General features: G+C 65.7%; 22 protein-coding genes, 1 tRNA gene and 6 pseudogenes. 12 read left to right on the forward strand and 17 right to left on the reverse strand.

The genetic code is table 11. The features are described 5' to 3' along the window. The first annotated feature begins 13 nt into the window (after positions 1-13). Positions 14-556, forward strand: coding sequence for a hypoxanthine-guanine phosphoribosyltransferase (locus OR16_RS30390; protein ID WP_043421760.1), 543 nt, complete (start codon positions 14-16; stop codon positions 554-556). A gap of 41 nt (positions 557-597) precedes the next feature. Here OR16_RS30390 and OR16_RS30395 read toward each other — a convergent pair whose 3' ends face one another. From OR16_RS30395 to OR16_RS30420, 7 genes and pseudogenes are all read right to left on the reverse strand, one after another. Beyond that, on the reverse strand, positions 598-1,218 hold the full coding sequence (locus OR16_RS30395) for a LysE family translocator (protein ID WP_006162500.1): 621 nt from the start codon (positions 1,216-1,218) through the stop codon (positions 598-600). 115 nt (positions 1,219-1,333) lie between these two features. Further along, a complete protein-coding gene (locus OR16_RS30400; protein ID WP_006162501.1) occupies positions 1,334-1,996 on the reverse strand; it encodes a LysE family translocator in 663 nt (220 codons plus the stop codon). A gap of 84 nt (positions 1,997-2,080) precedes the next feature. Then, the gene (locus OR16_RS47875) at positions 2,081-2,425 is read right to left on the reverse strand and encodes a helix-turn-helix domain-containing protein (protein ID WP_050983154.1); all 345 of its coding nucleotides are present in this window, start codon (positions 2,423-2,425) and stop codon (positions 2,081-2,083) included. A 241-nt stretch (positions 2,426-2,666) separates the two neighbouring features. Then, positions 2,667-2,918 (reverse strand): annotated as a pseudogene (locus tag OR16_RS47880) (cupin domain-containing protein); the annotation flags it as partial. A gap of 13 nt (positions 2,919-2,931) precedes the next feature. Next, a pseudogene (locus OR16_RS30410) lies at positions 2,932-3,885 on the reverse strand (2OG-Fe(II) oxygenase); the annotation flags it as partial. After that, positions 3,882-4,571, reverse strand: a complete 690-nt coding sequence (locus tag OR16_RS30415; protein ID WP_050983157.1) for a lytic transglycosylase domain-containing protein — start codon at positions 4,569-4,571, stop codon at positions 3,882-3,884. The pseudogene OR16_RS30410 and the gene OR16_RS30415, both read right to left, overlap by 4 nt. 89 nt (positions 4,572-4,660) lie before the next feature. Next, a pseudogene (locus tag OR16_RS30420) lies at positions 4,661-6,399 on the reverse strand (proline--tRNA ligase). A 185-nt stretch (positions 6,400-6,584) separates the two neighbouring features. Here OR16_RS30420 and OR16_RS30425 point away from each other — a divergent pair. Both OR16_RS30425 and OR16_RS30430 read left to right on the forward strand, forming a co-directional pair. Next, positions 6,585-7,246, forward strand: a pseudogene (locus OR16_RS30425) (RNA pyrophosphohydrolase). Beyond that, positions 7,239-7,868, forward strand: coding sequence for a CNP1-like family protein (locus tag OR16_RS30430; protein WP_006162506.1), 630 nt, complete (start codon positions 7,239-7,241; stop codon positions 7,866-7,868). The pseudogene OR16_RS30425 and the gene OR16_RS30430 overlap by 8 nt, the downstream one beginning before the upstream one ends. 97 nt (positions 7,869-7,965) lie before the next feature. Here OR16_RS30430 and proB read toward each other — a convergent pair whose 3' ends face one another. The 4 genes from proB to rplU all read right to left on the reverse strand — a co-directional run bounded on the left by proB (position 7,966) and on the right by rplU (position 10,655). Further along, positions 7,966-9,084, reverse strand: a complete 1,119-nt coding sequence (gene proB / locus OR16_RS30435) for a glutamate 5-kinase (RefSeq protein ID WP_006162507.1) — start codon at positions 9,082-9,084, stop codon at positions 7,966-7,968. A gap of 74 nt (positions 9,085-9,158) precedes the next feature. Continuing rightward, positions 9,159-9,914, reverse strand: coding sequence for an Obg family GTPase (locus OR16_RS30440; protein WP_006162508.1), 756 nt, complete (start codon positions 9,912-9,914; stop codon positions 9,159-9,161). 98 nt (positions 9,915-10,012) lie between these two features. Further along, positions 10,013-10,273: a 50S ribosomal protein L27 gene (rpmA, locus tag OR16_RS30445; RefSeq protein ID WP_006162509.1), complete on the reverse strand. Its 261-nt coding sequence runs from the start codon at positions 10,271-10,273 to the stop codon at positions 10,013-10,015. Positions 10,274-10,343: 70 nt separating this feature from the next. Beyond that, a complete protein-coding gene (gene rplU / locus OR16_RS30450) occupies positions 10,344-10,655 on the reverse strand; it encodes a 50S ribosomal protein L21 (protein WP_006162510.1) in 312 nt (103 codons plus the stop codon). Positions 10,656-11,180: 525 nt separating this feature from the next. Here rplU and OR16_RS30455 point away from each other — a divergent pair. The 8 genes and pseudogenes from OR16_RS30455 (at position 11,181) to OR16_RS30490 (ending at position 18,455) form a co-directional block, all read left to right on the forward strand. Next, positions 11,181-12,164, forward strand: coding sequence for a polyprenyl synthetase family protein (locus tag OR16_RS30455; RefSeq protein ID WP_423739697.1), 984 nt, complete (start codon positions 11,181-11,183; stop codon positions 12,162-12,164). 107 nt (positions 12,165-12,271) lie between these two features. Beyond that, positions 12,272-12,348, forward strand: a tRNA-Pro gene (locus OR16_RS30460). A 268-nt stretch (positions 12,349-12,616) separates the two neighbouring features. Then, a complete protein-coding gene (pilB, locus tag OR16_RS30465) occupies positions 12,617-14,371 on the forward strand; it encodes a type IV-A pilus assembly ATPase PilB (RefSeq protein WP_006162512.1) in 1,755 nt (584 codons plus the stop codon). A gap of 30 nt (positions 14,372-14,401) precedes the next feature. After that, positions 14,402-15,681 (forward strand): annotated as a pseudogene (locus OR16_RS30470) (type II secretion system F family protein). A 3-nt stretch (positions 15,682-15,684) separates the two neighbouring features. Beyond that, the gene (locus OR16_RS30475) at positions 15,685-16,605 is read left to right on the forward strand and encodes a prepilin peptidase (protein ID WP_006162515.1); all 921 of its coding nucleotides are present in this window, start codon (positions 15,685-15,687) and stop codon (positions 16,603-16,605) included. Between the two features lie 63 nt (positions 16,606-16,668). Further along, positions 16,669-17,280, forward strand: a complete 612-nt coding sequence (gene coaE, locus OR16_RS30480) for a dephospho-CoA kinase (RefSeq protein WP_006162516.1) — start codon at positions 16,669-16,671, stop codon at positions 17,278-17,280. A gap of 226 nt (positions 17,281-17,506) precedes the next feature. Then, positions 17,507-18,265 (forward strand): cell division protein ZapD, encoded by a 759-nt coding sequence (gene zapD / locus OR16_RS30485; protein WP_006162517.1) that lies wholly within the window; start codon positions 17,507-17,509, stop codon positions 18,263-18,265. Positions 18,266-18,269: 4 nt separating this feature from the next. Next, positions 18,270-18,455 carry a DNA gyrase inhibitor YacG gene (locus tag OR16_RS30490; RefSeq protein WP_006162518.1) on the forward strand — a complete coding sequence of 62 codons (186 nt, stop codon included), beginning with the start codon at positions 18,270-18,272 and terminating at the stop codon, positions 18,453-18,455. 48 nt (positions 18,456-18,503) lie between these two features. Here the strand turns inward: OR16_RS30490 and OR16_RS30495 are convergent, their stop codons facing one another. The 5 genes and pseudogenes from OR16_RS30495 to OR16_RS30515 form a co-directional block, all read right to left on the reverse strand. Further along, complete coding sequence (locus OR16_RS30495; protein WP_006162519.1) at positions 18,504-18,947, reverse strand: NUDIX domain-containing protein; 444 nt, start codon at positions 18,945-18,947, stop codon at positions 18,504-18,506. Next, positions 18,944-19,846 carry an ATP-binding protein gene (locus OR16_RS30500; RefSeq protein ID WP_006162520.1) on the reverse strand — a complete coding sequence of 301 codons (903 nt, stop codon included), beginning with the start codon at positions 19,844-19,846 and terminating at the stop codon, positions 18,944-18,946. The genes OR16_RS30495 and OR16_RS30500 overlap by 4 nt, the downstream gene beginning before the upstream one ends. Positions 19,847-19,940: 94 nt before the next feature. Beyond that, positions 19,941-21,170, reverse strand: a complete 1,230-nt coding sequence (argJ, locus tag OR16_RS30505; RefSeq protein ID WP_006162521.1) for a bifunctional glutamate N-acetyltransferase/amino-acid acetyltransferase ArgJ — start codon at positions 21,168-21,170, stop codon at positions 19,941-19,943. 158 nt (positions 21,171-21,328) lie between these two features. Continuing rightward, complete coding sequence (gene secA / locus OR16_RS30510) at positions 21,329-24,109, reverse strand: preprotein translocase subunit SecA (RefSeq protein ID WP_006162522.1); 2,781 nt, start codon at positions 24,107-24,109, stop codon at positions 21,329-21,331. A 268-nt stretch (positions 24,110-24,377) separates the two neighbouring features. Then, positions 24,378-24,683, reverse strand: a pseudogene (locus tag OR16_RS30515) (M23 family metallopeptidase); the annotation flags it as partial. A gap of 146 nt (positions 24,684-24,829) precedes the next feature. On the opposite strand from OR16_RS30515, the gene OR16_RS30520 reads away from it, so the two are divergent. Next, positions 24,830-25,342 carry a DciA family protein gene (locus OR16_RS30520; protein WP_006162524.1) on the forward strand — a complete coding sequence of 171 codons (513 nt, stop codon included), beginning with the start codon at positions 24,830-24,832 and terminating at the stop codon, positions 25,340-25,342. Positions 25,343-25,433: 91 nt separating this feature from the next. Here OR16_RS30520 and lpxC read toward each other — a convergent pair whose 3' ends face one another. Then, positions 25,434-26,351: a UDP-3-O-acyl-N-acetylglucosamine deacetylase gene (gene lpxC / locus OR16_RS30525; RefSeq protein ID WP_006162525.1), complete on the reverse strand. Its 918-nt coding sequence runs from the start codon at positions 26,349-26,351 to the stop codon at positions 25,434-25,436. Positions 26,352-26,370 lie beyond the last annotated feature (19 nt).

Here is a 26,370-nt window from a genome sequence, read left to right on the forward strand (position 1 = left end):
CAGGATCCACATCATGATGACCGCCGAACAGGCCCGCGAACTGTGGGCCAACTCCGAGGAAATCGTCAGCGCCGGGGCCGTCCAGGCATCGCTGGACCGCATGGCGAGCGAGATCACGGAAAAGATGGGCGACACCTTCCCGCTGGTGCTGTCGGTGATGGGCGGCGCAGTCGTCTTCACCGGCATGCTGCTGCCCAAGCTGGCGTTCCCGCTGGAGTTCGACTACATCCACCTCTCGCGCTACAACAACAAGACCGTTGGCGGCGAGATGCAGTGGCGCGTGGCGCCGCGCGAGTCGGTCAAGGACCGCGTTGTGCTGGTGCTGGACGACATCCTTGACGAAGGCGAGACCATGGCCGCGATCCGCCAGCGCATCATGGACATGGGCGCCACCGCGGTCTATGCGGCCGTGCTGTGCGAGAAGGTGCTGCAAAAGCCCAAGCCCATGCACCCGGATTTCTGCGGCTTCACCGTGCCCGAGCGCTATGTCTTCGGCTGCGGCATGGATGCCCACGGCTACTGGCGCAACCTGCCCGCCATCCGGGCCTTGCGCTAACTTTCTCTAACTTGCGCCGAGGCCTCGCCGCAGGGCTTGCGTCAAGGCCTGGCGCTGACGATCGGCCACAGCGAGGCCAGCAGCAACAGCGCCATCCCCACGTTGAACAGGCGCAGCACCCGCGGCTGCGCCAGCCAGCGCCGCATGGCCGAGCCGAACACCGCCCACATCGCCACGCTGGGCAGGTTGATCACGGCGAACAGGCCGGACAGCAGCAACACATTGAGCCAGACATTGCCGTGCAGCACATAGGTGCTGCACGCGCCCACCGCCATCACCCACGCCTTCGGGTTGACCCACTGGAACGCGGCCGCCGCCAGGAAGCCCATGGGCTTGCCCACTTGCTGGTCCTGGATGCCGCCCGCGCTTGCCAGCTTCCACGCCAGCCAGGTGAGATAGACCACCGCCACCACGCGCAGCACCTGCCAGGTCCACGGCAACGCGGCAAACAGCGATCCCAGGCCGAGGCCCACCACCGCCACCATCAGGCCGAAGCCGATACTGATGCCCAGCACATGGGGCACCGTGCGGGCAAAGCCGAAATTCACCCCCGACGCCAGCACCATGGTGTTGTTCGGCCCCGGGGTGATCGAGGACACAAGGGCGAACGCGCAGAATGCGGCGAACACGCCGGATCCGGCAACAAGCTGGGGCACTGCCATGACTGGCTCCATCGAATGCGAAAGGGAATGGAGCTAGTCTAGCCACGCAAAACGGTACAGTACCGGTACAGTTGACCAGAAAACTGACAATACGCCTTGGCGAGCAGCGGGCGCATCAAGTCGCGTTGAGCGCGTTCGCCGCCACCACCAGCGCGATCCCCCACAGCACCACGCCGGTAGCCCGCTCCACGGCGCGGACCGAGCGGGCAAAGCGCGTGCGCACCAGCGGGTGCCGCACCCCCCAGGCCACCAGCATGTCCCAGCCGAAGACCATGGCGAACATCCAGGTGCCGTAGCCCAGCTGTACTGCCAGCGGCGTGCGGCTGCCAGCCAGCACGGCGAACAGGCTGGCGTAGAACAGTGCATTCTTGGGGTTGAGCACGGCGGACAGGAAGCCCGACAACAGCTGCGCTGCGTACTCGCGGTGCCCCGCGCCCGGCAGCACCTGCTGGCCGTCCGCGCCCGGCAGCGTGGTTTCACCGCTTGCGCGCAACAGCCGCCAGCCAAGCCAGGCCAGATACGCGCAGCCGGCCCACTGCAACAGCAAGAAAACGCCATGGCTGGCGCGAGTAGCGGCCAGGCCGGCGATGGCCAGGCCGATGAACACGCCGTTGCCAAGCGCGATGCCCAGGCAGACGGCGCTGGCGCGGCCCACGCCATGCACCAGGGCGCTGCGCACTACCAGGAAAAAGTCGGGGCCCGGGCTGAGCAGTGCAAGAAAATGCGCGCCCGCCACCATGGCAAATTGGCCGAGGCCGGAATCAACAGGGAAATCCACGCCAGTCCTTTCGTGTCTGCGGATGAGCACGAAGTCTGGGCCGTGCGGGGGCGGCGAGTATTGGAGAAAATTGCGCGCGGGGGCTCAGCCGCTGCGGCGCTGATAGCTGCGCGGCGTCAGCGCCACGCGCTGCTTGAAGGCGCGCTGGAAGTGGCTCTGGTCGGAAAAGCCCAGCACCTGGGCGATCTCCGCCGGCGCCCCGCCCGCGCGCAGCAGCTGGCGTGCGTGGTTGATGCGCAGGTCCAGCTGGTAGGCATGCGGGGTCATGCCGAGGTCGGCCCGGAAGGCGCGGATCAACTGGAAGCGGCTCATGCCGGCGCCGCGCGCTAGCTCCGCCAGCGGCAGCGGCTCCGCGTGATGCGCATGCAGGTGCGCTACCAGGCCGGCCAGCCGGGCCTCCGGCGTGACCGGCTGGCGCGGCGCGCGCACCGCCTGGCGCTGGTCGCACCGCCGAGCAGCGCGGCCACGAAGCCGCCCGCGCCGCCTCCTTGGTGGCCTGCGGGGCTGAGGAAAACAGCACGTCGTTAAGGCGGCACAGGCCGGCATAGGTGTCTGGCGCGCTGGTGACGCGCACCCGCGCCAGCGCCGCGGGCAACATCGCCACGCCACGCAGCGCCAGCATCGCGCCCACCCATGCCGGGTCCAGGTGCAGCATCTGGTAGCTCCAACGCGCGTCGGGCTCCGGATTGCAGGCATGCACCTGCCCGGCCGGGATCACGACCACGTCGCCGGGCGCCAGCCTTACCGACTCGGTCGCGGTGCCAAACAGGCTGTGGCCGCCGTCGACGGCGCCAATCGACAAGGTGGGATGGGTATGCGGCAGGTAGGCCGCGCCGCTGTCGCTGGCGCAACGGCTCTCGACGTACGGCATGGCGGGATCGAACCAGTAGCGTGCCTGCGCCGCGGTGTTGCCGGCGCGCATCAATCGGTCCGGTACGGGCGTTCAGCCACTTGGTGGCGATCCACTTCTCGCCCGCTTCGACGGGCAGGCCGGCGTGCAGGGTGCGCTCGTCCAGCGCGCCGTCGGACTTGCGATAGCTGAAATAGACGGCGTTGCCCTTGACCGGCGCCACCTCCAGGCCAAGCTTGGGGAAGGCGGTTGCGCCGCCCGCCAGCGGGCTGTTCAGGTAGATCACCAGGGTGCCCACGCGTTGCCCGCCCACCTTGAGCTGGCGCGCCTCGCCAGGGCGCTGCGGGTTGAAGAAGTCGTAATGCGGTTGATACTCGCCGCCGGGCTTGTAGTTGAGGATCTGCAAGCCTTCGCCGCGCTCGGCGGCAATGCCCGTCACGGCGGCGATGCAGTCCTCGATGCGCTCGATCAGCGGATGCTCGCCGACCTGGAACATCGCGCCCAGGCTGGTGCGCGCCTCGATCAGGTTCTCGTCGCCGGTATCGGGGTTGATCACGGGCGAGCGCGCCAGGCGGCCGCGCGCCAGCGCCACCAGGGCGTCGCACTCGGCATCGGTCAGCAGTTGCTGGAACAGCGTCACACGCGGCGCCGCGAGCGTGAACAGGATGGGAATCTCGCGGCCGGCGAAATGCGCCGCGTTGCGGCCGGCTTGCGCGCCGGCATGGCCCAGGCCGCTGGCGTGTTCCCCTGCGCGCTCGCCTGGCTTGCCGGTGCCCTGCTCCGCAGCCATCTCCGCGCCGTTGTCCGGCACTGTCCCTCGCGCCTGCACCCGCGGCGCGGCGGACAGCGCCGCGGCCACCGTGGCTTGCGCGAAGACCTGGTCGTAGCCGGACTGGCACATCGACTGCACCAGCGCCTCGGCGCCAAAGCCTTGCCCGATATGGCGCCGCAGCCAGCGTTCCAGGTCCGCCGAAGAACTGGTGTAGCCGGCCTTGCCGGCGGTGCCGCTAGCGTCGCTGGTGGCGCGGGTGTTGCTCATGAGGGATTGGCCAGCCGCTGCGGCGAGAACGGGTTGCGCGCCGGCGCCTCGGGCGGCACCGGGCGGCTGCGGGTGCCCACGCCGGTTTCGGGGTCGCCGGCGACGGTAACCGTGGCTGCGGAAAACTGCCAGCGCTTCCAGGCTGCCAGCACCGCGTTGGGATAGTCGGGGCGGCCGCGGCTGCCGTTGTACCGGCCCAGCGCCAGGAACAGGTCGCCCTGCTCGCGGTCCAGGTAGTAGCGCAGGATGGTGCAGCCGTAGCGCAGGTTGCTCTGCAGGTGGAACAGCTTGCGGCTGTCGCTGTCGCCGATGCTGCGCACCCAGAAGGGCATCACCTGCATCAGCCCGCGGGCGCCGGCCGAGCTGATGGCGTACTTGCGGAAATTACTCTCGACCTGCACCAGCCCCAGCACCAGCGCCGGTTCCAGCCCGGCGCGCTTGGCTTCGTAGTAGGCGGTCTCGATCAGTTCGATGCGCACCTGCGGCTCGGGGATGCGCCCCGCGAGCCGGTGCGACATCTCTTCCAGCCACTTGAGGTAGGCCAGTTGCTCGCCGCCGGTGGCAAAGGCCGGGCGCAGCGGGCGGCTGTCGGCAATTGCCGCGGCCAGCGCGCCGCGCACCGAGTCGGCCAGGTCCTCTTCCTTCTGGGCCCCGGCGTGGGCGGCGGCGCTCAGCACCAGCAGCATGCCGGCACAGGCCCGCGCCGCCCGCGCCACTCGCAGGCGGCCCAGGCTCGGGTCGGGCAAGCGCAGCGGGTGCGGGAAGCGCATGGCGCTCAGGCCGACAGCAGCCCGCGCACGTGGGCGACCACGTCCGCGACCGGCAACTGGGTGGCTTCGGCGTCGCGCCGTCCCTGGTACTCGACCCGCCCTTCCTTCAGGCCACGGTCGCCCACCACCACACGGTGCGGCACGCCGATCAGTTCCCAGTCGGCAAACATGGCGCCGGGACGCTCGCCGCGGTTGTCCAGGATCACGTCGACGCCGGCCGCCAGCAGCTCGGCATGGATGCGGTCGGCCTCGGCCTTGACGGCCTCGGAGCGATCGTATCCAACCGGGCAGACCACCACCGCGAACGGGGCGATCGATGCGGGCCAGATGATGCCGCGCTCGTCGAAGTTCTGCTCGATGGCGGCCCCCAGGATACGCGTCACGCCAATGCCGTAGCAGCCCATCTGCATAGGCTGGGTCTTGCCGTTCTCATCCAGGAAGGTGGCGCCCATCGCTTCGGAATAGCGCGTGCCGAGCATGAACACATGGCCGACTTCGATGCCGCGGCAAATGGCGAGCGTGCCCTTGCCGTCCGGCGAAACATCGCCTGCCACCACGTTGCGCAGGTCGGCTACCACAGGCTCGGGCAGATCGCGGCCCCAGTTCACGCCGGTCAGGTGGTAGTCGCGTTCGTTGGCGCCACAGACGAAGTCGCTCATGTTGGCGACCGTGCGGTCCGCCACCACGTTGACAGGCTTCTTGGCGCCGATGGGGCCCAGGTAGCCCGGGGGCGTGCCGAAGGTGTCGACGATCTCGGACTCGGTCGCGAAGCGGAACTCGGCCAGGCCGGCCACCTTGCTCGCCTTGACCTCGTTGAGCTCATGGTCGCCGCGCAGCAGCAGCAGCCAGATCTGCACGCCGGCCTCGCCCTCGGTGGCCAGCACGATCGACTTGACCGTGCGCGCCAGCGGGATGCCAAGCAACTCGGCCACGTGCTCGCACTTGGCCTTGCCCGGCGTGGGCGTGTTCACCATGGCTTCGGCCGGCGCGGCGCGCTGGGCCAGCAGCGGCAGGGCCTCGGCCGCTTCCATGTTGGCGGCGTAGTCCGAGTCCGGGCAGTAGACGATGGCGTCCTCGCCAGTGTCGGCGATCACGTGGAACTCGTGCGATCCCGAGCCGCCGATGGCGCCGTTGTCGGCCGCCACGGCACGGAATTCCAGGCCGAAGCGCTGGAAGATGCGAAGCGCTGGAAGATGCGCACGTAGGCGTCGAACATCTTGTCGTAGGACACCTTCAGGCCGGCGGTGTCACGGTCAAAGGAGTAGGCATCCTTCATGGTGAACTCGCGCCCGCGCATGATGCCGAAGCGCGGCCGGCGCTCGTCGCGGAACTTGGTCTGGATCTGGTAGAAATTGATCGGCAGCTGCTTGTAGCTGCGGATTTCGCTGCGGGCGATGTCCGTCACCACCTCTTCGGAGGTGGGCTGCACGGCGAAATCGCGCTCATGGCGGTCCTTCAGGCGCAGCAGCTCGGGGCCCATCTTGTCCCAGCGGCCGGTTTCCTGCCACAGCTCGGCAGGCTGGATCACCGGCATCGACAGCTCGACCGCGCCGGCGCGGTTCATTTCCTCGCGCACGATGGTTTCCACCTTGCGGATCACCCGCAGGCCGACCGGCATGTAGTTATAGATGCCGGCGCCGAGCTTCTTGATCATGCCGGCTCGCATCATCAGCTTGTGCGACACGATTTCCGCGTCGGAAGGGGCTTCCTTTTGGGTGGAAATGAAGAATTGCGAGGCTTTCATCCGTTGCTTTCTCGTGAGGCCATGCCGCCCTGGCAGGTTCCGTGGGCGGCATGGCGCGAATCCGTGGCGCACGCGTGCATTATGCGGCGCTTTCTGCTCGGGGAAAACCAGCACCCCGTTGCACAAAGCCCCATTACGCGCTTCCTTTATAATCAACCTAATTCTAAAGGATTCGAGGTGCAGTCATGCTCGATCGTGAAGGCTTTCGCCGAACGTCGGCATCATCCTCATCAACGCACGGAACGAGGTGTTCTGGGGCAAGCGTATCGGCGAACATTCGTGGCAGTTTCCGCAAGGCGGCATCAAATACGGCGAAACGCCGGAGCAGGCGATGTACCGCGAGCTACATGAAGAAGTCGGTCTGCTGCCCGAGCATGTCAGGATTGTCGGTCGCACACGCGACTGGCTGCGTTATGAGGTGCCGGACAAGTTCATCCGCCGCGAAATCCGCGGCCATTACAGGGGACAGAAGCAGATTTGGTTCCTGTTGCGCATGGCGGGCCGCGATTGCGACATCCGCCTGCGCGCCACCGACCACCCGGAGTTCGATGCCTGGCGCTGGAGCCAGTACTGGGTCCCGCTGGACGCTGTCATCGAGTTCAAGCGCGATGTCTATCAACTCGCGCTGACCGAGCTGTCCCGCTTCCTGCAGCGCAATACCCGCGCGCCGCTGAGCCCTTACGGCATGCATGGCCGGCATGGCTCGGTGCGCGCGGGTTATGCTCGCGTGGGGCTGGACGAGCATCCCGACAGCGTTCCGGACCTGGTGCACCAGGACCTGGCCCACGAACCGGGCCCAATTTCGCCGGCCCAGCCGGCGTCCACAGAACGGAGTACCGATGATTGATTTCGCCGGCCGCGGCTTGCGCCCGAGCCTGCCCGCCGCCTGCTTGCTGGCGGTAACCCTTTGCGTCGGCCTGGCCGGCTGCGGCAGCACGTCACAGCAGCAACGCGTCCCCATGCCGGACGAGTCCGAGGATTACACGCCGAAGAAGGAATTCAGCATCCTCGACCCCTTCGCCGCCAAGGAATTCAGGGAAGTCGAGACGGCGCTGCCGGCTCCGCCCCGGGACGCGGACCTGATCCCGTTCGAAGTCAGCCCCGCCGGCAACTTCACCTTCTCCGTCGACGCCAAGTCGGTGGCCGTGGGCGCGGACGGCGCGGTGCGCTATACGGTGGTCATCACCGGCGCCGGCGGCATGCGCAATGTGAGCTTTGAGGCTGTACGCTGCGACACCTTCGAGCGCAAGATGTACGCTACCTTGCCCAGGGGCGCGACCGAGTGGGTACGCAACCGGACCGATGACCGCGATGGCTGGGTCCAGTTGGCGGGCATCGCGCGCAATAACTATGGCGCGGCGCTGGCGAAGGATTTCCTGTGCGAGGGCCGCTCGGCAGCCGGCAAGGCGCAGGACATCGTCAAGGACTTGCGTGGCGAAGCGCCGCGCAAGAGCGCGATCACGCGTTGATGGCGGCAACGGCGCGGTAGCACGGCGCCATACCATGCAAAAAGGGCTGCGCATGCAGCCCTTTTTGTTTGCCGGTGCCTGGGAACAATCCGTCCGTTCAGACCAGCACCAGGTTGTCCCGGTGGATCAGCTCGTGCTCATTCTGGTGGCCAAGCACCCGCTCGATCTCGGACGAAGGCTTGCGCGCGATCAGCCTGGCTTCCGAACTGGCGTAGTTGGTGATGCCGCGCGCCACCTCGTGGCCCGCCGCGTCGACGCAGGCAATGACCTCGCCGCGCGCGAACTCGCCCTGCACTTCCACCACGCCGATCGGCAGCAGCGACTTGCCGCCGCTGGTGAGTTTGTCCGCCGCGCCGGCGTCGATCACCACCCGCCCGCGCAACTGCAGGTGGTCGGCCATCCATTGCTTGCGCGCGGTCAGGCGGCCCGTGGGGGCCAGCAGTTGCGTGCCGATGCCTTCGCCGCCGGCCAGGCGCTCCAGCACATTGGCCTCGCGCCCGGATGCGATCACGGTGTGCGCGCCCGACTTGGCGGCGCGCTTGGCGGCCAGGATCTTGGTCAGCATGCCGCCGCGGCCAATCGACGTGCCGGCGCCGCCAGCCATGGCCTCGAGCTCGACCGCGCCAGCCAGTGCCTCATCGACAAACTCAGCCTGCGGGTTGCTGCGCGGGTCGGCAGTATAGAGGCCGCGCTGGTCGGTCAGGATCACCAGCGCATCGCCTTCGATCAGGTTGGTGACCAGCGCGCCCAGCGTGTCGTTGTCGCCGAACTTGATTTCGTCGGTGACCACGGTGTCGTTCTCGTTGATGATTGGCACGACACCCAGCGACAGCAGCGTCAGCAGGGTCGAGCGCGCGTTGAGGTAGCGCTCGCGATCGGCCAGATCGGCATGGGTCAGCAGCACCTGGGCGGTGCGGATGCCATAGCGGCCGAACTGGCTCTCGTAGACCTGGGCGAGGCCCATCTGGCCCACTGCCGCGGCGGCCTGCAGTTCGTGGATTTCCTTGGGGCGGCGCACCCAGCCCAGCCGCTGCATGCCCTCGGCGATGGCGCCGGAGCTGACCAGCACGACTTCCTTGCCAGCCATGCGCAGCTTGGCGATCTGTGCCGCCCAACGGGCGATGGCCTCATGATCGAGACCCTTGCCGTCGTTGGTCACCAGGCTGGACCCGACCTTCACGACGATACGTTTTGCCTGGGCGATGACCGATTGCATGGCGGGAATCCTGTCTGCTGGGTACTGCTGTTTTTATAGCGGGCGAGCCGCGATGTCTCGCCCTGCTGCCGGGCTCAGCCTTGCTCGCCGCCGGACTGGTCGACGTTGTGCAGGCGGTCATCCAGGCGGATGTCCGGTTCCTGCAGCGCGGCGACTTCCTCGGCCTTGATCGCGGCCAGGTGATCCTTGATCGCATAGATCAGTTCGCGGCAGCCTTCGCCGGTCAGGGCGGAGATGCGGAACACCGGGCCCTTCCACTTGTAGCGCTTGACGAAGTCCTTGACGCGCGCGTCGCGCTCTTCCTCGGGCACCACGTCCAGCTTGTTGAGCACCAGCCAGCGCGGCTTTTCGTACAGGCTTTCGTCGTACTTCTTGAGCTCGTTGACGATGGCGCGGGCTTCGGCCACCGGGTCCACGGCTTCATCGAACGGCGCCAGGTCGACGATATGCAGCAGCAGGCCCGTGCGCTGCAAGTGGCGCAGGAACTGGTGCCCCAGCCCGGCACCTTCCGCCGCGCCTTCGATCAGGCCGGGGATGTCAGCCACCACGAACGACTGCTCGTGATCCACCCGCACCACGCCCAGGTTCGGGTGCAGCGTGGTGAACGGGTAATCGGCCACCTCGTTGCGCGCCACGTGCTTCTTGGCGTAGCGGAAATCGATAAGCGTGTTGATGTTGCGGTCGGCCACCGCGTAGACACTGCCGCCGCTGCCGCCGTCGCCACCGTCGGGGCCACCGAAGGGCACAAATTTCTCGCGCCGCATCGATGCGCTGCCATTGCCGCCGTTGCCGGCGATGACTTCAATTCTGGCTTCGTCGATGAACTTCATGATGACCTTCCGTGGTGGAGCGGCCGCAAAGCGCGCACCCGGCCGGGATGGCAGGGCCGCGGGCGCGGCGCGGGGCCTTCATGCTGCAAAGGCTGTGATCAGACTGCCGGAACGACGCTGACCTGCTGCTTCTTGGCAGCGCCCTTGACGGCGAACTGCACGTGGCCGTCGACGAGAGCAAAGAGGGTGTGATCCTTGCCAATGCCAACGTTATCGCCCGGGTGCACGCGGGTACCGCGCTGACGCACGATGATGCTGCCGGCGTTGATGGCTTGACCACCAAACACCTTGACGCCCAGACGCTTCGATTCGGAATCGCGGCCGTTCCGTGTGGAACCGCCGCCCTTTTTCTGTGCCATGACTAACTCCTGTCGCTTTACTTTACCTAGTTACGCTTGAATTCGATGTCGACGATGACTGAGCGCGGGCTCAGCCAATGATCTCTTCGATGCGCAGCTCGGTGTAATTTTGACGATGGCCTTGACGCTTTTGATAGTGCTTGCGACGGCGCATCTTGAAGATCTTCACCTTATCGTGACGACCTTGGGAGATAACGGTAGCCTTGACGGAAGCCCCGCTAACCAGCGGCGTACCAAACTTGAGTTGGTCGCCTGCGCCCACTGCGAGCACCTGGTCGAGCGTGATTTCTGCGCCAATGTCTGCCGGTATCTGTTCTACTTTAAGTTTTTCGCCAGCAGCAACCTTATATTGCTTGCCGCCGGTTTTTACGACCGCGTACATTGTCGAACCTCTCGATGTGAAATAAAACGCCGAAAGCCAACGCCGGCGCGCCCTTGCGTCCGTTTCATCCCGGCCCAAGCAACTTTCAAGCAACTACCAGGACAGGGAAAACAGACAAGCCGGACGGCCCAATTGGCCCGGTTATCTCCCACCAGCGCATCTGCAGACAACACAAAGCGGCCGGAGGAAACCCACGATTCTATACCAAAGCAGGGAAAAGTACAAAGAAAACAGACACATAGCTTGCCTGGCGCCGCGCGGCGCCGCCAGAAGCACTTCTCCGCCCGTCCGGGTCAGATCAGGTCCGCTAGCAGGAAACCCGCCAGGGCGGCGAAAGCTGCCCACAAGGCGGTGCGCCGGCGCTGGCGGCGCGAGGAGGAATGTGGCCGGGTCATGGCGGCATTATAAGTCGCCGGACCACCATGCCCGCATTGCGCACGCAGCGCATGCACGCCTTGCCGCACCCCCCGTTCAGGGGACATACATAGACCTGCATGGCTTATAATCGACAGGTTTTGCGTAACGGTGAACATCTTGTCCCAGTCTTCCGCCACTGCCTTGCTTGCCCCGGTCGCTGCCGACATGCGCGCCGTCGATTCGGTTATCCGCCAGCGCCTCGCCTCGGAGGTGCCCCTGATCGAGCAGATCGGCGAGTACATCATCAGCGCGGGCGGCAAGCGCCTGCGCCCGGTGATCCTGCTGTTGTCCGCGCGGGCCTTCGGTTACGACGGCAACCGGCACCACGAACTGGCCGCGGTGGTCGAGTTCATCCACACCGCCACGCTGCTGCACGATGACGTCGTCGACGAGTCGGAGCTGCGCCGCGGCCGCCAGACTGCCAACGCAGTCTTCGGCAACGCCGCCAGCGTGCTGGTAGGCGACTTCCTCTATTCCGCGCTTCCAGATGATGGTGGACGCGGCAGCATGCGCATCATGGAGATCCTCTCCAACGCCACCAATGTGATCGCCGAAGGCGAAGTGCTGCAGCTGCTGAACATGCACGACCCCGACGTCACGGTGGAGCGCTATCTGCAGGTGATCCGCTACAAGACCGCCAAGCTGTTCGAAGCCTCGGCCCAGCTCGGCGCCGTGCTGGCCGGCGCTGACGCGGCCACTGAAGAAGCCGCCGCGGAATACGGACGGCGCATCGGCACCGCGTTCCAGCTGATCGACGACATGCTGGATTACACCGCCAGCGCCGAGCAGATGGGCAAGAACGCCGGCGACGACCTGCGCGAAGGCAAGCCCACCCTGCCACTGCTGCACCTGCTTGAGCACGGCAGCGTGGAACAGCGCACGCTGGCCCGCGAAGCCATCGTGCAAGGCGGCACCGAGCATTTCGATGCGGTCTTCACGGCGATCCACGCCTGCGGCGCGCTCGAGGTCACCTTCCAGGCGGCACAGCGCGAAGCCGAAGCCGCCGAGCAAGCGGCCCAGCGGTTCCCCGATTCCCCCCTGAAACAGACGCTGATCGACCTCTGCGCGTTTTCACTGCAACGGCAGTCCTGAAGCGAAAGCGCCCCGCGCGGGCACCCTCTTCCATTCCGGAAAAAAGGCTGCTACACTTGTGTGCTTTCGCGCTGCAGCAGAAATAAAGCAAAGCGAAGAAAAATAAACGGGGTGTAGCTTAGCCTGGTAGAGCGCTACGTTCGGGACGTAGAGGCCGGAGGTTCGAATCCTCTCACCCCGACCAGTTTCACGGTCCCCGAGACCGTACAAGAAAGGCCGCACAGCAATGTGCGGCCTTTTTTCATTGGTGCCTTTTCGCGCCATGCGCATTGGCAATCGCCGTTCGCCACGCCTGATTTCCACCCCCTCCCCGTCCCCCCGCGCAAGTAGGGTTGCGCCCGTGTCGCACAAACGCCAACACGCTTTCCGGCGCGCCTTTACAAAAAGTGACCCCGGCGGCAAACTGCCCCGATTCGGGGTCCTCGGCCGCTTGCGGCCAATCGTTTTTTGCCATGACACTTGGTCTAGCTCTTGCACAGAGCCGGCGTATCGCGCCGGCCCTGCTCGCCCAGCTTGAACAGTCGGCACGAGAAAAAAAGTCGCAGCTGATCGACGAGATCATCGCCAGCGGCACCATGACTGCACATGATGTGGCGATCTTCGCAGCTGATAAATATCAGTTGCCGCTGATCGATCTGAATCAGTACAACCTCAACAAGGTGCCACCGGCGCTGGCGGGCAATCGCGAGTTCCACGCGCACCGCCTGCTGCCGCTGGGCCGGCGCGAGAACCGGCTGGTGCTGGCGTTGTCCGACCCGGGCAACCAGGCCGGGCTCGACGCCATCAAGCAGAAATACAACCTGCCGGTTGAGCCCGTCGTGGTCGAGCATGACAAGCTCATGCAATATGTGCGCTCGGCGTCCGACGACAGCGGCGCAACGATCAAGTCGATCGGCCCGGGCCAGGTCGAGCGCAAGATGATCGACTACGACCCGGTGGCGTCAGCCGGAGCACTGCGCAACAAGACCGCGGCCGACATCGACGACGCGCCGGTGGTTCGCTTCCTGCACAAGCTGCTGACCGAAGCCTTCCATCGCGGCGCCTCCGACCTGCACTTCGAGCCCTTCGAGACCTTCTACCGCATCCGCTTCCGCGTTGACGGCGTGCTGCAGGAAGTCGCACGCCCGCCCGTGGACATCCGCGACAAGATCTCCACCCGGATCAAGGTGCTGTCGCGCCTGGACATCTCGGAAAAGCGGGTGCCGCAAGACGGCCGCATGAAGCTGCTGATCGCGCTGCCCAAGGAAAAGGGCGCCGACAAGGATGGCAAGGACAGCAAGGAGCCCAAGGAAACCGTCGAGAAGGCGATCGACTTCCGCGTCTCCACGCTGCCGACGCTGTTCGGCGAAAAGATCGTCATCCGGATCCTGGAGTCGTCGTCCGACAAGCTCGACATCGACCAGCTCGGTTACGAGCCCGCGCAAAAGGCGCTGCTGTTGGACGTGATCAAGCGCCCCTACGGCATGGTGCTGGTGACCGGCCCGACCGGCAGCGGCAAGACGGTGTCGCTCTACACCTTCCTGAACCGGCTGAACCAGGGCGACATCAATATCTCCACCGCCGAGGATCCGGCGGAAATCCAGTTGCCCGGCATCAACCAGGTCAACGTCAACGAAAAAGCCGGGCTGACTTTCTCCGCCGCGCTGCGCTCCTTCCTGCGCCAGGATCCCGACATCATCATGGTGGGCGAAATCCGCGACCTGGAGACCGCCGATATCTCGATCAAGGCGGCCCAGACAGGCCACCTGGTGTTCTCGACGCTGCATACCAACGATGCGCCGACCACGCTCACGCGGCTGATGAACATGGGCGTCGCGCCCTTCAATATCGCTTCCAGCGTGCTGATGATCACCGCGCAGCGTCTCGCGCGGCGGCTATGCACCTGCAAGCGCCCCGGCGAGCTGGCGCGCGAGGTACTGGCAGACGCCGGCTTCCAGGACGAGGATCTGGACGGCAGTTGGCAGCCTTACCACCCGGTCGGGTGCGAGCGCTGCAACGGCAGCGGCTACAAGGGCCGCTGCGGCATCTACCAGGTGATGCCGATCACCGAGCCGATGCAACAGATCATCCTCGCGCATGGCACGGCGCTGGAAATCGCCGAACAGGCGCGTAAAGATGGCGTGCTATCGTTGCGCGAAGCTGGCCTGGCCAAGGTGAAGCAGGGTCTCACCTCGCTCGAAGAAGTGCTGGCCACAACGAATATGTAAAACAACAAAAGATGTCATTGGGGGTCAATCATGGCGACACGCGCACCAGCCGCCGCCGCTCGCAAGGCGGCCGCGCCCAAGGGGAAGCCAGGGCGTAAAGCGCCCACGCAGTTCCTCTTCGAGTGGGAAGGCAAGGACCGCAAGGGCAAGATGTTCTCGGGCGAGCTGCGCGCCGAGAGCCAGGCCGAGGTCAATGCCACGCTGCGAAAGCAGGGGCTGACAGTCGTCAAGCTGAAGAAGCGGCGGGGGGCGCGCGGGAAAAAGATCACCCAGAAGGACATTGCGTACTTCACGCGCCAGCTCTCGACCATGCTCAAGGCAGGCATTCCGCTGCTGCAATCGATCGACATCATCGCGCGCGGGCACGCCAATCCCAATTTCACCCAGCTGCTGTCCGAGATCCGCTTCGACATCGAATCCGGCAGCAGCATGGCGCAGGCCTTCCGCCGCCATCCGCGCTACTTCGACACGCTCTACTGCAACCTGATCGACGCCGGCGAACAGGGCGGTATCCTGGACGCCCTGCTGGAGCGCTTGTCGCTCTACATGGAAAAGACCATCGCGCTGAAGAGCCAGATCAAGTCGGCCATGATCTACCCGATCGCCGTGCTGACGGTGGCCTTTGCCGTGACGGTGATCCTGATGATCTTCGTGATCCCGGCCTTCAAGGGCGTGTTCTCGAGCTTTGGCGCCAACCTGCCGGCGCCGACCCTGGTCGTGATCGCCATGTCGGACTTCTTCGTCGACCACTGGTACCTGATCATCGGCGCGCCGATCATCGCCATCACGATGTATATACGCGGGCTAAAACGCTCGGAGAAAGTACAGCGTGCCAGCGACCGCCTGCTGCTCAGGCTGCCGATCTTCGGCTCGCTGTTCCGCAAGGCGGTGATCGCCCGCTGGACCCGCACGCTGGCCACCATGTTCGCCGCCGGCACGCCGCTGGTGGAGTCGATGGATTCGGTTGCGGGCGCCGCCGGCAACTGGGTCTACTACGACGCCACCAAGGAGATCGAGCAATCGGTGCGCATCGGTACCAGCCTGACCAACGCCATGCAGGCCACCCATGTGTTCGACAGCATGGTGCTGCAGATGACGCAGATCGGCGAGGAATCCGGCGCGCTGGACAATATGCTGCTGAAGGTGGCGGAGTTCTACGAGCGCGAGGTCGATGACGCCGTCGCCGCCACGCCGTCGCCGCCATCTCCAGCCTGATCGAGCCGCTGATCATCGTGGTGCTGGGCGTGCTGATTGGCGGCATGGTGGTGGCGATGTATCTTCCGATCTTCAAACTGGGACAGGTGGTGTAAGGCATGTGGCTGTTTTCCGCGGACGGCGCCAGTGGCGCGATATCCTCACTGGCTGCCCCCGCGCAGGCCATTGCCCAGCTAGCGGCGCTACCGCCCTGGTTTCTGGTCGGCGCCGCCGCGCTGATCGGCTTGCTGGTCGGCAGCTTCCTCAACGTGGTGGTGCACCGCCTGCCCCGCATGATGGAGCATGACGAAGCCAACTACATCGCCTCGCTGCGCGACGACCCCCTCCCCCACCCCGAGCCCTACAACCTGATGGTGCCGCGCTCGGCCTGCCCGCACTGCGGACACGCCATCGGCGCGCTGGAGAACATCCCGGTACTGAGCTACCTGTTCCTGCGCGGGCGCTGCTCGTCGTGCGCCGCGCCCATCGGCGCGCGCTATCCGCTGGTGGAAGCCGGCACCGCGCTGCTCACCGCGCTGGCCGCGGCGCACTTCGGCCCGACCTGGCAGGCGCTGGCGGCCATCGCCCTGATCTGGGCCCTGATCGCCCTCACCCTGATCGACGCCGACACGCAGCTGCTACCCGACCAGATCACGCTGCCGCTGGTGTGGCTGGGCCTGCTGCTCAATCTTGGCGGACTGTTCGCCACGCTGGCCGATGCCGTGATCGGCGCGGCCGCCGGCTACCTGTTGCTGTGGACGGTGTACTGGATCTTCAAGCTGGTGCGCGGCAAGGAAGGCATGGGCTACGGCGACTTCAAGCTGATGGGCGCGCTGGGCGCCTGGTTCGGCTGGCAGGCACTGCCGGCACTGGTACTGCTCTCCTCCGTGGTGGGCCTGGTATTCGCGCTTGCCAATATCGCGCTGCGCCGTCAGGATCGCGATACGCACTTCGCCTTCGGCCCTTATATCGCCGGAGCCGGGCTGCTTGTGCTGTTCTTTGGGCCCAATGTGCTGCCGCTGGGCATCCTTGCTGGCTGACGGGCCGGCGCGGCGCGCGTCGGCGCAAGCCGGCAACACCCACTGCAAGCCTTCGAGACCAACATGCTGCAAATCGGACTAACCGGAGGCATCGGCTCCGGCAAGACCCGCGTGGCGGACCTGTTCGCAGCGCGCGGCGCCGCCCTGATCGACACGGACCTGCTCGCGCACGAGATCACCGCGCCGGGCGGCCTGGCCATCCCCGCCCTGCTGGAAGCCTTTGGCCCCGCCTGCCTGCGCGCCGACGGCGCCATGGATCGCGACGCCATGCGCGAGCTGGTATTCTCCGACCCCGCTGCCAAGGCCCGCCTGGAAGGCATCACCCATCCCCTGATCCGCCAGCTGACCGAAGCGCGCGCCGCGGCCGTCCGCGCGTCGGCGCTGCACCCTTACCTGATCTACGTGGTGCCGCTGCTGGTCGAATCGGGCTCATGGCGCGCGCGGGTGGACCGGGTGCTGGTGGTGGATTGCAGCGAGGCCACGCAGGTCGAGCGGGTCATGGCGCGCAACGGCTTTTCCCGGGGCCAGGTCGAGGCCATCATGGCCAGGCAGGCCAAGCGCAGCGAGCGCCTGGCCGCCGCCGACGACGTGGTCGACAACGAAGGCCCGCCGCAGGCGCTGCCCGCGCAAGTGGATCGACTGGACCAGCTCTACCGCAGCCTGGCTGCCGACTAGGCACCAGCTTTGTGCGGTGCTGCATGCGACACCCCAAGTCGGCTGTCTCATTGTCCTGATTGGCGCTCTCGCATAGAATGCGCTGGAATCACGCGGGAAATGGCCGCATACTGCCGATATCGAGGGCGCAGGCCGATTCACCTGCACCGGAAGCAGCGCCGTTCCGAACTGCCACCCGGGTCAGATTGCCCGCCCGCCAACCCGCCCTGTTGCACGGATACACCCATTGATTCTGTACGAATATCCTTTTAACGAACGCATCAGGACTCTCCTGCGCCTGGAAGACCTGTTCGATCGGCTGGATTATTTTCTCGGCCAGGATCACGCCCTCCAGCATCACGTGGCGTTGACGACGCTGTTCGAGATCATCGACGTTGCCGGCCGCGCCGACCTGAAGACCGACCTGCTCAAGGAATTGGAACGCCAGCGCCAGGCGCTTGCCGCGCTGCGCGCCAACCCGCGGATCGACCAGGGCGCGCTGGATGGCGTCATCGGCGAGATCGAGCAGGCGATGACCCAGCTCAACCAGACGGTTGGCAAGGCCGGTCAGTTGCTGACCGACAACGAGTGGCTCACCAGTATCCGCAGCCGCGCCATCATCCCGGGCGGCACCTGCGAGTTCGACCTGCCGGCGTATTACGCCTGGCAGCACCGTCCTGCCGAAGACCGCCGTTCGGACATCCTCAAGTGGGCGCGCCCGCTGGTGGCGCTGCGCTTAGGCACCAACACCGTATTGCGCCTGCTGCGAGAATCCGGCCAGAGCGGCAAGGTCATCGCCACCGGCGGCAGCTACCAGCAGATGCTATCCGGGCGCAGCTACCAGCTGATGCAGGTGCTGCTGGATGAATCGCTGCTGGCCTTCATCCCCGAGATGAGCGCCAACAAGTACATGCTGTGGGTCCGTTTCACGCAGCAGGATGGTGACTTGCGTCCCCGTTCGGTCGACGCCGACATCCCCTTCCTGCTCAAGCTCTGCAATTTCTGAAGCAATGACAACCGTAGTCAAATGCCCCACCTGCGGCACGGACGTGGCCTGGGTACCCGAGAATAAATTCCGTCCCTTCTGCTCGAATCGCTGCAAGCAGATCGACCTGGGCGCGTGGGCGTCCGAAAAATATGTGATCGGTGGCAAACCCGGCGAGAATCCCTCGCCGGACGACGAAGACGAGGACTAAGGGGCTGCCGCGAGATAAAGCAAAGCGGCCCTGGCCAGGCGTGCGCCGCTAAGCGCTGCGCTCGGCTGCCAGCCAGTCGACCACGGGAATGGTAGCGGGCAGCAAGGGGCCCACCTCCACGGGTGCGGACTGCCACGAGAACGCCTGTCCCTCGCGGCCGACCAGCTCGCCCGTCCATGCCGTGACCTTGCAGAAATGCAGGCGTACGTAGGCATGCGGGTAATCGTGCTCCAGCACGTGCCAGCGCACGCTGGCGCCCACCACGATGCCGAGCTCCTCATGTAGCTCGCGCGACAGCGCTTCTTCCACCGATTCACCCGGCTCCAGCTTGCCCCCCGGGAATTCCCAGTAGCCTTCGTAGGGCTTGCCCGCCGGCCGCTGGGCCAGCAGGAAGCGCCCGTCGGTCTGCACCAGCACGCCCACGGCAACCTCGGTCACCTTGCGCGCCGGCGGCGCTGCCGCCGCGTTGCTCACTTGCGATGCCTCGCTCATGCCTGGCCGTCCTGCGCCGAGGCCACGAACGGCTTGCCGTGCTTGCCGCCCCAGTCGCGGGCGAATTGCCAGGCCACCCGGCCCGAGCGCGAGCCGCGCTCCAGCGCCCACACCAGCGCGTCGCCGCGTGCGGCGGCGACGTCTTCGGCGCTGCAGCCAAAGTGCCCGAGCCAGTGGCCGACGATGGCCAGGTACTCGTCCTGCTTGGGCGGGTAGAACGACAGCCACAGCCCGAAGCGCTCGGACAGCGAGATTTTTTCCTCCACCACTTCGCCGGGATGGATCTCGCCATCGTCGGTGTGCCGGTAGGTCTCGTTGTCCTTCATGTACTCGGGCAGCAGATGGCGGCGGTTGGAGGTGGCGTAGATCAGCACATTGTCCGACTGCGCGGCGACCGAGCCGTCCAGCGCCGACTTCAGCGACTTGTAGCCCGATTCGCCCTCTTCGAACGACAGGTCGTCGCAAAAGATGGCGAAACGCTCGGGACGCCCCGACAGCTGCTCGACGATATCGCCGAGGTCGCCCAGGTCATCCTTGTCCACTTCCACCAGGCGCAGGCCATCCTTGACGAAGGCATTGAGGCAGGCCTTGATCAGCGAGGACTTGCCGGTGCCGCGCGCGCCTGTCAGCAACACGTTGTTGGCCGGCAGGTGCGCAACGAACTGGCGCGTATTGGCGACGATGGCATCCTTCTGCCGCTCGATGTTCTTCAGGTCGTCGAGATGGATCGGCGGCAGCTGGCGGATCGCCTGCAGGTAGCCGATGTTGCCGAACAGGCTCTGCCGCTTGCGCCAGCGGAAAGCGACGGCCTGCTCCCAGTCAGCGTCGGTCAGCTGGGGTGGCAGCCATTGTTCAAGGCGGGCGAGGAAATGATCGAGACGGGCAGCAAGGTCTGACATGGCGGCTTTGGGGGAGAAGCGGATCGTTGGCAGGAGGCGAGCGGCTGGCGTGCCGTGCCCGCGCTGGCGGGAGCGGCACGCAGGCGATGCGTGCTTACGAACGATAGTCCGCGTTGATCGAAACGTAGTCGTGCGACAGGTCGCAGGTCCAGACCGTGGCGGTGGCGTCGCCACGGCCAAGCGCGATGCGCACGGTGATCTCGGCCTGCTTCATCACGCGCTGGCCGTCTTCCTCACGGTACTCGGGGTTGCGGCCGCCGTCGCGTGCGACCAGGACGTCGTCCAGCCACAAGTTGACACGCTCCACTTCAAGATCGTCGACGCCGGCATAGCCGACCGCGGCCAGGATGCGGCCCAGGTTGGGGTCCGAGGCATAGAAGGCGGTCTTGACCAGCGGCGAATGCGCCACCGCATAGGCGATCAGGCGGCATTCCGCCACGTCCTTGCCGCCCTCGACCCGGATGGTCATCAGCTTGGTGGCGCCCTCGCCATCGCGCACGATCATCTGCGCCAGTTCCTGCGACAGGTCGGTCAGCGCGGCGCGCAGCGCCTCGAAATCCGCACCCTCGGCGCGCGCGATGGCCGGCGCGCCGGCCTGGCCGCTGGCGATCAGCACAAAGGAGTCGTTGGTCGAGGTGTCGCCGTCGATGGTAATGCTGTTGAAGGACTGGTCCGCCGCGTACGAGACCAGTGCCTGCAGCACATCCTGCGACACGGTGGCATCGGTGGCGACAAAGCCCAGCATGGTGGCCATATTGGGGCGGATCATGCCTGCGCCCTTGCTGATGCCGGACAGCGTCACGGTCGTGCCGCCGATCTGCACGGTACGCGAGGCGGCCTTGGGCTGCGTGTCGGTGGTCATGATCGACTCCGCCGCGGCCAGCCAGTTGTCGGCCTTGGCATTGGCAATGGCGGCGGGCAGCGCGGCGGTGATGCGGTCCACCGGCAGCGGCTCGAGGATCACGCCGGTCGAGAACGGCAGCACCTGCTCGGCGGCAATGCCCAGCTGCGCGGCCAGCGCGTCGCAGGTGGCGCGTGCATTGGCCAGGCCCGGCTCGCCGGTGCCGGCATTGGCGTTGCCGGTGTTCACCACGATCGCGCGGATGCCCTTGCCGGCGGCGAGGTGCTCGCGGCAGACCTGCACCGGCGCGGCGCAGAAGCGGTTGCGGGTGAACACGCCCGCCACGGTACTGCCTTGGGCAACGCGCACCACCAGCACGTCCTTGCGGTTGGCCTTGCGGACACCCGCTTCGGCCCAGCCGAGCTCGACGCCGGCGACAGGTTTCAGGTTTTCTGCCAGCGGCAGGGGCAGGTTGACGGCCATGTGCGTTCCTCTGTGCGTTCGACGTTGCTGGTTTTGCTGGTTTTGCTGGTTTTGCTGTTTCTACTGCTGCCAGACGGCGGGGCATTCTACTGAATGCCCCGCCCCTGACGAACATGCCCGCTTGCGCGGGCATGTTTGCTGACTTCACGGTGCGCGGCTTAGCTGAGCTTGCCGTGGCACTGCTTGAACTTCTTGCCGGAGCCGCACGGGCACGGATCGTTGCGCCCCACCTTGGCCATGCCCGCCGCTTCCGCCGCGGCGGCGTAGGCAATCCCTGCCCGCTCCGGCGCGCTGCTGCCCACGTCGGTAGGCTGGCTGGCCTCGTCGAAGTCCTCGTGCTTGTACTGCACGTTGGCCAGGTGCGACAGGCCCTCTTCGATCTGCTCCGAGGCTTGCTCGAGTTCTTCCGGCGACTGGATCTGCACGTTGAAGATCACGCGCGTGACTTCCATCTTGATCACGTCCAGCAGGCGGGCGAACAACTCGAACGACTCGCGCTTGTACTCCTGCTTGGGATCCTTCTGCGCATAGCCGCGCAGGTGGATGCCCTGGCGCAGGTGATCCAGCGCTGCCAGGTGCTCACGCCAGTGCGTGTCGATGCTTTGCAGCATCACCGAGCGCTCGAAGCCGGCGAAGGACTCGCGCCCGACCTGGTTGACCTTGGCGTCGTAGCGCTCGTCGGCCGCATGCATGATCTTGTCCAGCAGCACTTCGTCCTCGATGCTCTGGGCAGCCTCGATGGTCGCGGCCAGCGGCACGTCCAGCGACCATTCCTCGCGCAGCTTGGTCTCCAGGCCCTTGATGTCCCACTGCTCTTCCATGGTGTCGGCCGGCACGTGATCGCGGAACATCTCCACCAACACGCTCTGGCGCAGGTTCTTCACCATCTCGCCAACGTCTTGCGACTCGAGCACTTCGTTGCGCAGCTTGTAGATTTCCTTGCGCTGGTCGTTGGCCACGTCGTCGTACTGCAGCAGCTGCTTGCGGATGTCGAAGTTGCGGCCTTCCACCTTGCGCTGGGCGGATTCGATCGAACGCGTGACGATGCCCGCTTCGATCGGCTCGCCTTCCGGCATCTTCAGGCGTTCCATGATGGCGCGCACGCGGTCGCCGGCGAAAATGCGCAGCAACTGGTCGTCCAGCGACAGATAGAAGCGCGAGGAGCCCGGATCGCCCTGGCGGCCGGCACGCCCGCGCAGCTGGTTGTCGATGCGGCGCGACTCATGGCGCTCGGTGCCGACGATATGCAGGCCGCCAGCGGCCTTGACCTGCTCGTGCAGCGACTGCCACTCGCCTTCCAGATGGGCAATGCGCGCGGCCTTGTCGGCGTCGGCGAGGCTTTCGTCGGCTTCGATGAAGCCAGCCTGCTTCTCCACGTTGCCGCCCAGCACGATGTCGGTGCCGCGGCCCGCCATGTTGGTGGCGATGGTGATCATCTTGGGGCGGCCCGCCTGCGCCACGATCTCGGCTTCGCGCTCGTGCTGCTTGGCGTTGAGCACCTGGTGCGGCAGCTTGGCCTTGTCGAGCAGGCCGGACAGGTATTCCGAGGTCTCGATCGAGGTGGTGCCCACCAGCACGGGCTGGCCGCGCTCGTAGCAGTCGCGGATATCGCGCACCACGGCGTCGTAGCGCTCGTTCGAGGTCTTGTAGATCTGGTCCTGGAAGTCCTTGCGCTGGGCGCCACGGTTGGTGGGGATGACCACCACTTCCAGGCCGTAGATTTCCTGGAATTCGTAGGCTTCCGTATCGGCCGTGCCGGTCATGCCGGACAGCTTCTCGTACATGCGGAAGTAGTTCTGGAAGGTGATCGTCGCCAGCGTCTGGTTTTCCTGCTGGATCGTCACGCCTTCCTTGGCTTCCACGGCCTGGTGCAGGCCATCGGACCAGCGCCGTCCGGTCATCAGGCGGCCGGTGAACTCGTCGACGATCACGACTTCATCGTTCTGCACCACATAGTGCTGATCGCGATGGAACAGGCTCTGCGCGCGCAGGGCGGCGTAGAGGTGATGCATCAGCGTGATGTTCTGCGGCGCGTAGAGCGATTCGCCCTCGCCGATCAGGCCTTGCTGCATCAGGATCTCTTCGGCCTTCTCGTGACCAGCCTCGGTCAGGTAGACCTGGTGGCCCTTTTCGTCGACGAAGTAGTCGCCCGGCTTCTCGACGCCGGTGCCGTCGGATTTTTCCTCGCCGATCTGGCGCACCAGCAGCTTGGGCACGCCGTTCATGCGCTGGTACAGGTCGGTCTGGTTCTCCGCCTGGCCCGAGATGATCAGCGGGGTGCGCGCTTCGTCGATCAGGATCGAGTCCACCTCGTCGACGATGGCGTAGTTCAGCGGACGTTGCACGCGCTGGCCAGGGTCGTAGACCATGTTGTCGCGCAAGTAGTCGAAGCCGAACTCGTTGTTGGTGCCGTACGTGATGTCGGACGCATAAGCCGCCGCCTTCTGGTCGTGCGGCATCTGCGACAGGTTCACGCCGACCGACAGGCCGAGGTAGTTGTACAGGCGCCCCATCCACTCGGCGTCACGCTGGGCCAGGTAGTCGTTGACCGTGACGACGTGCACGCCGCGGCCGGTGATGGCATTGAGATACACCGGCAGCGTCGCGGTGAGGGTCTTGCCCTCGCCGGTGCGCATTTCAGCGATCTTGTTGTCGTTGAGCACCATGCCGCCGATCAGCTGGACGTCGAAGTGGCGCATCTTCATGATTCGCTTGCTGGCCTCGCGGCACACCGCGAAGGCCTCGGGCAGCAACGCCTCGAGCGACTCCCCGGCGGCGTGGCGCTGCCGGAAAATCTCGGTCATGCCGCGCAGGTCGTCATCCGAAAGTGCCTCGAACTTCGGTTCCAGCGCATTGATCTGCGCGACGGTCCTGCCATATTGTTTGATCAGCCGTTCATTACGGCTGCCGAAGACTTTCTTGAGAAGGCCCGTGATCATCGATTGCTTTCACCTACGCGAGTGGTACGCCGCCGTGGTACGCACTAGGGCGGCCTAGCCGCCGGCTTGGCCGGCTGCCCAGGGCGGACCGCGCGAGGAAATAGGAAGATTGGCGCAAAACGCCGAGTTTATCACGCGCGCGGGTCACGACTGGAACCAAGCGGCAGGCGAAACGCTGCGCAAACCACAGCGCGTCCTCCACCGCTTGACGGCCCGGACACAACCCGCGCATCCAATCCTTCCGACATCGGGGCGACGCCCCGGTTCTTCAACGGATGAGATTGCGATCGGTGGGTACCGGCGCCTGGGCAACCTGGGACGGTGCCGGCTTGGCCATGGCCAGGAATCGATCCGGGTTTTGCGGCACACCGCCCACATGCACCTCGAAATGCAGGTGCGCGCCGGTGGAGCCTACCAGGGCGATTTGCTGGCCTGGCTTGACGAGGTCGCCTGGCTTCACCTGCAGCTTGGAGGCGTGCGCATAGCGGGTCATGAGGCCGTTGCCGTGATCGATGACGATCGGGGTACACGTGGGCGCCGAAAAATCCACACCATCATGTGGAGTGCGGCGCCCAGGGTGAAATGGCGTACACACGGTAAGCGTGGGTGAAGCACGATGATCTGCATGGCGCAACTCCTTCTCACGCAAGGCCGGCGCGGGCCAAGCGCCACGGCGCATAAGCCGCCGCGCTGACGCGAACGGCACGCTAGAATGCGCGCATGCGCATGTTTACCCATTACGCCCTCCAGACGCCCGCCGCCAAGCCGCTTAACGACTGGCTGGACAAGGCCGGCCCGGTCTCGGCCCTGATGCAGACGGCACGGGAACTGGCGGTACTGGAGGCTGAAGTGCTGTCGCTCCTGCCACGCGGGCTGCAGGATGGCATCGCTGTGGCCGGCGTCAAGCAGGACGCCCGCGGCATCGGGCAAGGCCAGTCGGAGCGAACTTTACTGTTGCTTGCAGCCCACGGGGCCGCAGCGGCACGCGTTCGGCAGGTGGTTCCTACGCTACTTTCGCGCCTGCAACAGCGGGGATCGCAGATTACCGCAATCCGGGTGAGGGTACAACCGGAGGTCGGGCGGCAGAGCGATTGGGACACCGGGCCGGTGGTAAAGCCCAAGGCGGCGCGGATGTCGGCCACGGGGTTGTCCAGCCTGGATGCGCTGGCGAAGGACTTGCCGGATTCGCCGCTGCGCGATGCGTTGAATACGCTGCTGTCGCACCATCGGTAGGGCGGCCGGCAGCGCCCGGACGTAAAAAAGCCGGCCCCGGGGCCGGCTCTTCATGCAAGGCCGGAAGACTGGCCCCGACGCCTGCCAGGCGTTACGCGAACGCCGGCTGCAACTGCGGCAGGAACGCCGGCGGCGCATCCTCGACGCGGTCGAACGTCACCATCTCGTAGGCTTCCTGATCGGCCAGCAACGCCCGCAACAGCTGGTTGTTGAGCCCGTGCCCGGACTTGTTGGCGATATACGCGCCGATCAGCGGATGTCCGACCACGTACAGGTCGCCGATTGCATCCAGGATCTTGTGACGCACGAACTCGTCGCCGTAGCGCAGTTCTTCGTTGTTCAGCATGCGGTGCTCATCGAGCACGATCGCGTTGTCCAGGCTGCCGCCGCGCGCCAGGCCCATCTCGCGCAACGCTTCCACTTCATGGGCAAAGCCGAAGGTGCGGGCGCGAGCAATTTCGCGCACATAGCTGGTGTCGGCGAAGTCGATGGCGAAGGTCTGGCCGGTCTTGTCGACCGCGGGATGCCGGAAATCGATGGTGAAAGCCAGCTTGAAGCCAAAGAAGGGCTCCAGGCGCGCCAGCTTGTCGCCTTCGCGCACTTCCACGGCTTTCTTCACGCGGATGAAACGCTTGGGCGCCGATTGCTGCTCGATCTCGGCCGACTGCAGCAGGAAGACAAAGGACGCGGCGCTGCCATCCATGATGGGGATCTCTTCGGCGTCGACATCCACATACAGGTTGTCGATGCCAAGGCCCGCGCAGGCGGACATCAAATGCTCCACGGTCGACACGCGTGCGCCATCCTTCTGCAGGACCGACGCCAGACGCGTGTCGCCAATGGCTGACGCGCTCGCGGGGATCTCGACCGCTTCAGGCAGGTCGACGCGGGTGAATACGATGCCGGTATCCACCGGGGCCGGGCGCAGCGTCAGCGTCACTTTACGGCCCGAGTGCAAACCAATGCCAACGGTCTTGACCAGGGATTTGATGGTGCGCTGTTTGAGCATGACGTTCTCAGCTATTATT

This window comes from Cupriavidus basilensis OR16 (assembly GCF_000243095.1).
GTDB lineage: Bacteria > Pseudomonadota > Gammaproteobacteria > Burkholderiales > Burkholderiaceae > Cupriavidus > Cupriavidus basilensis_D.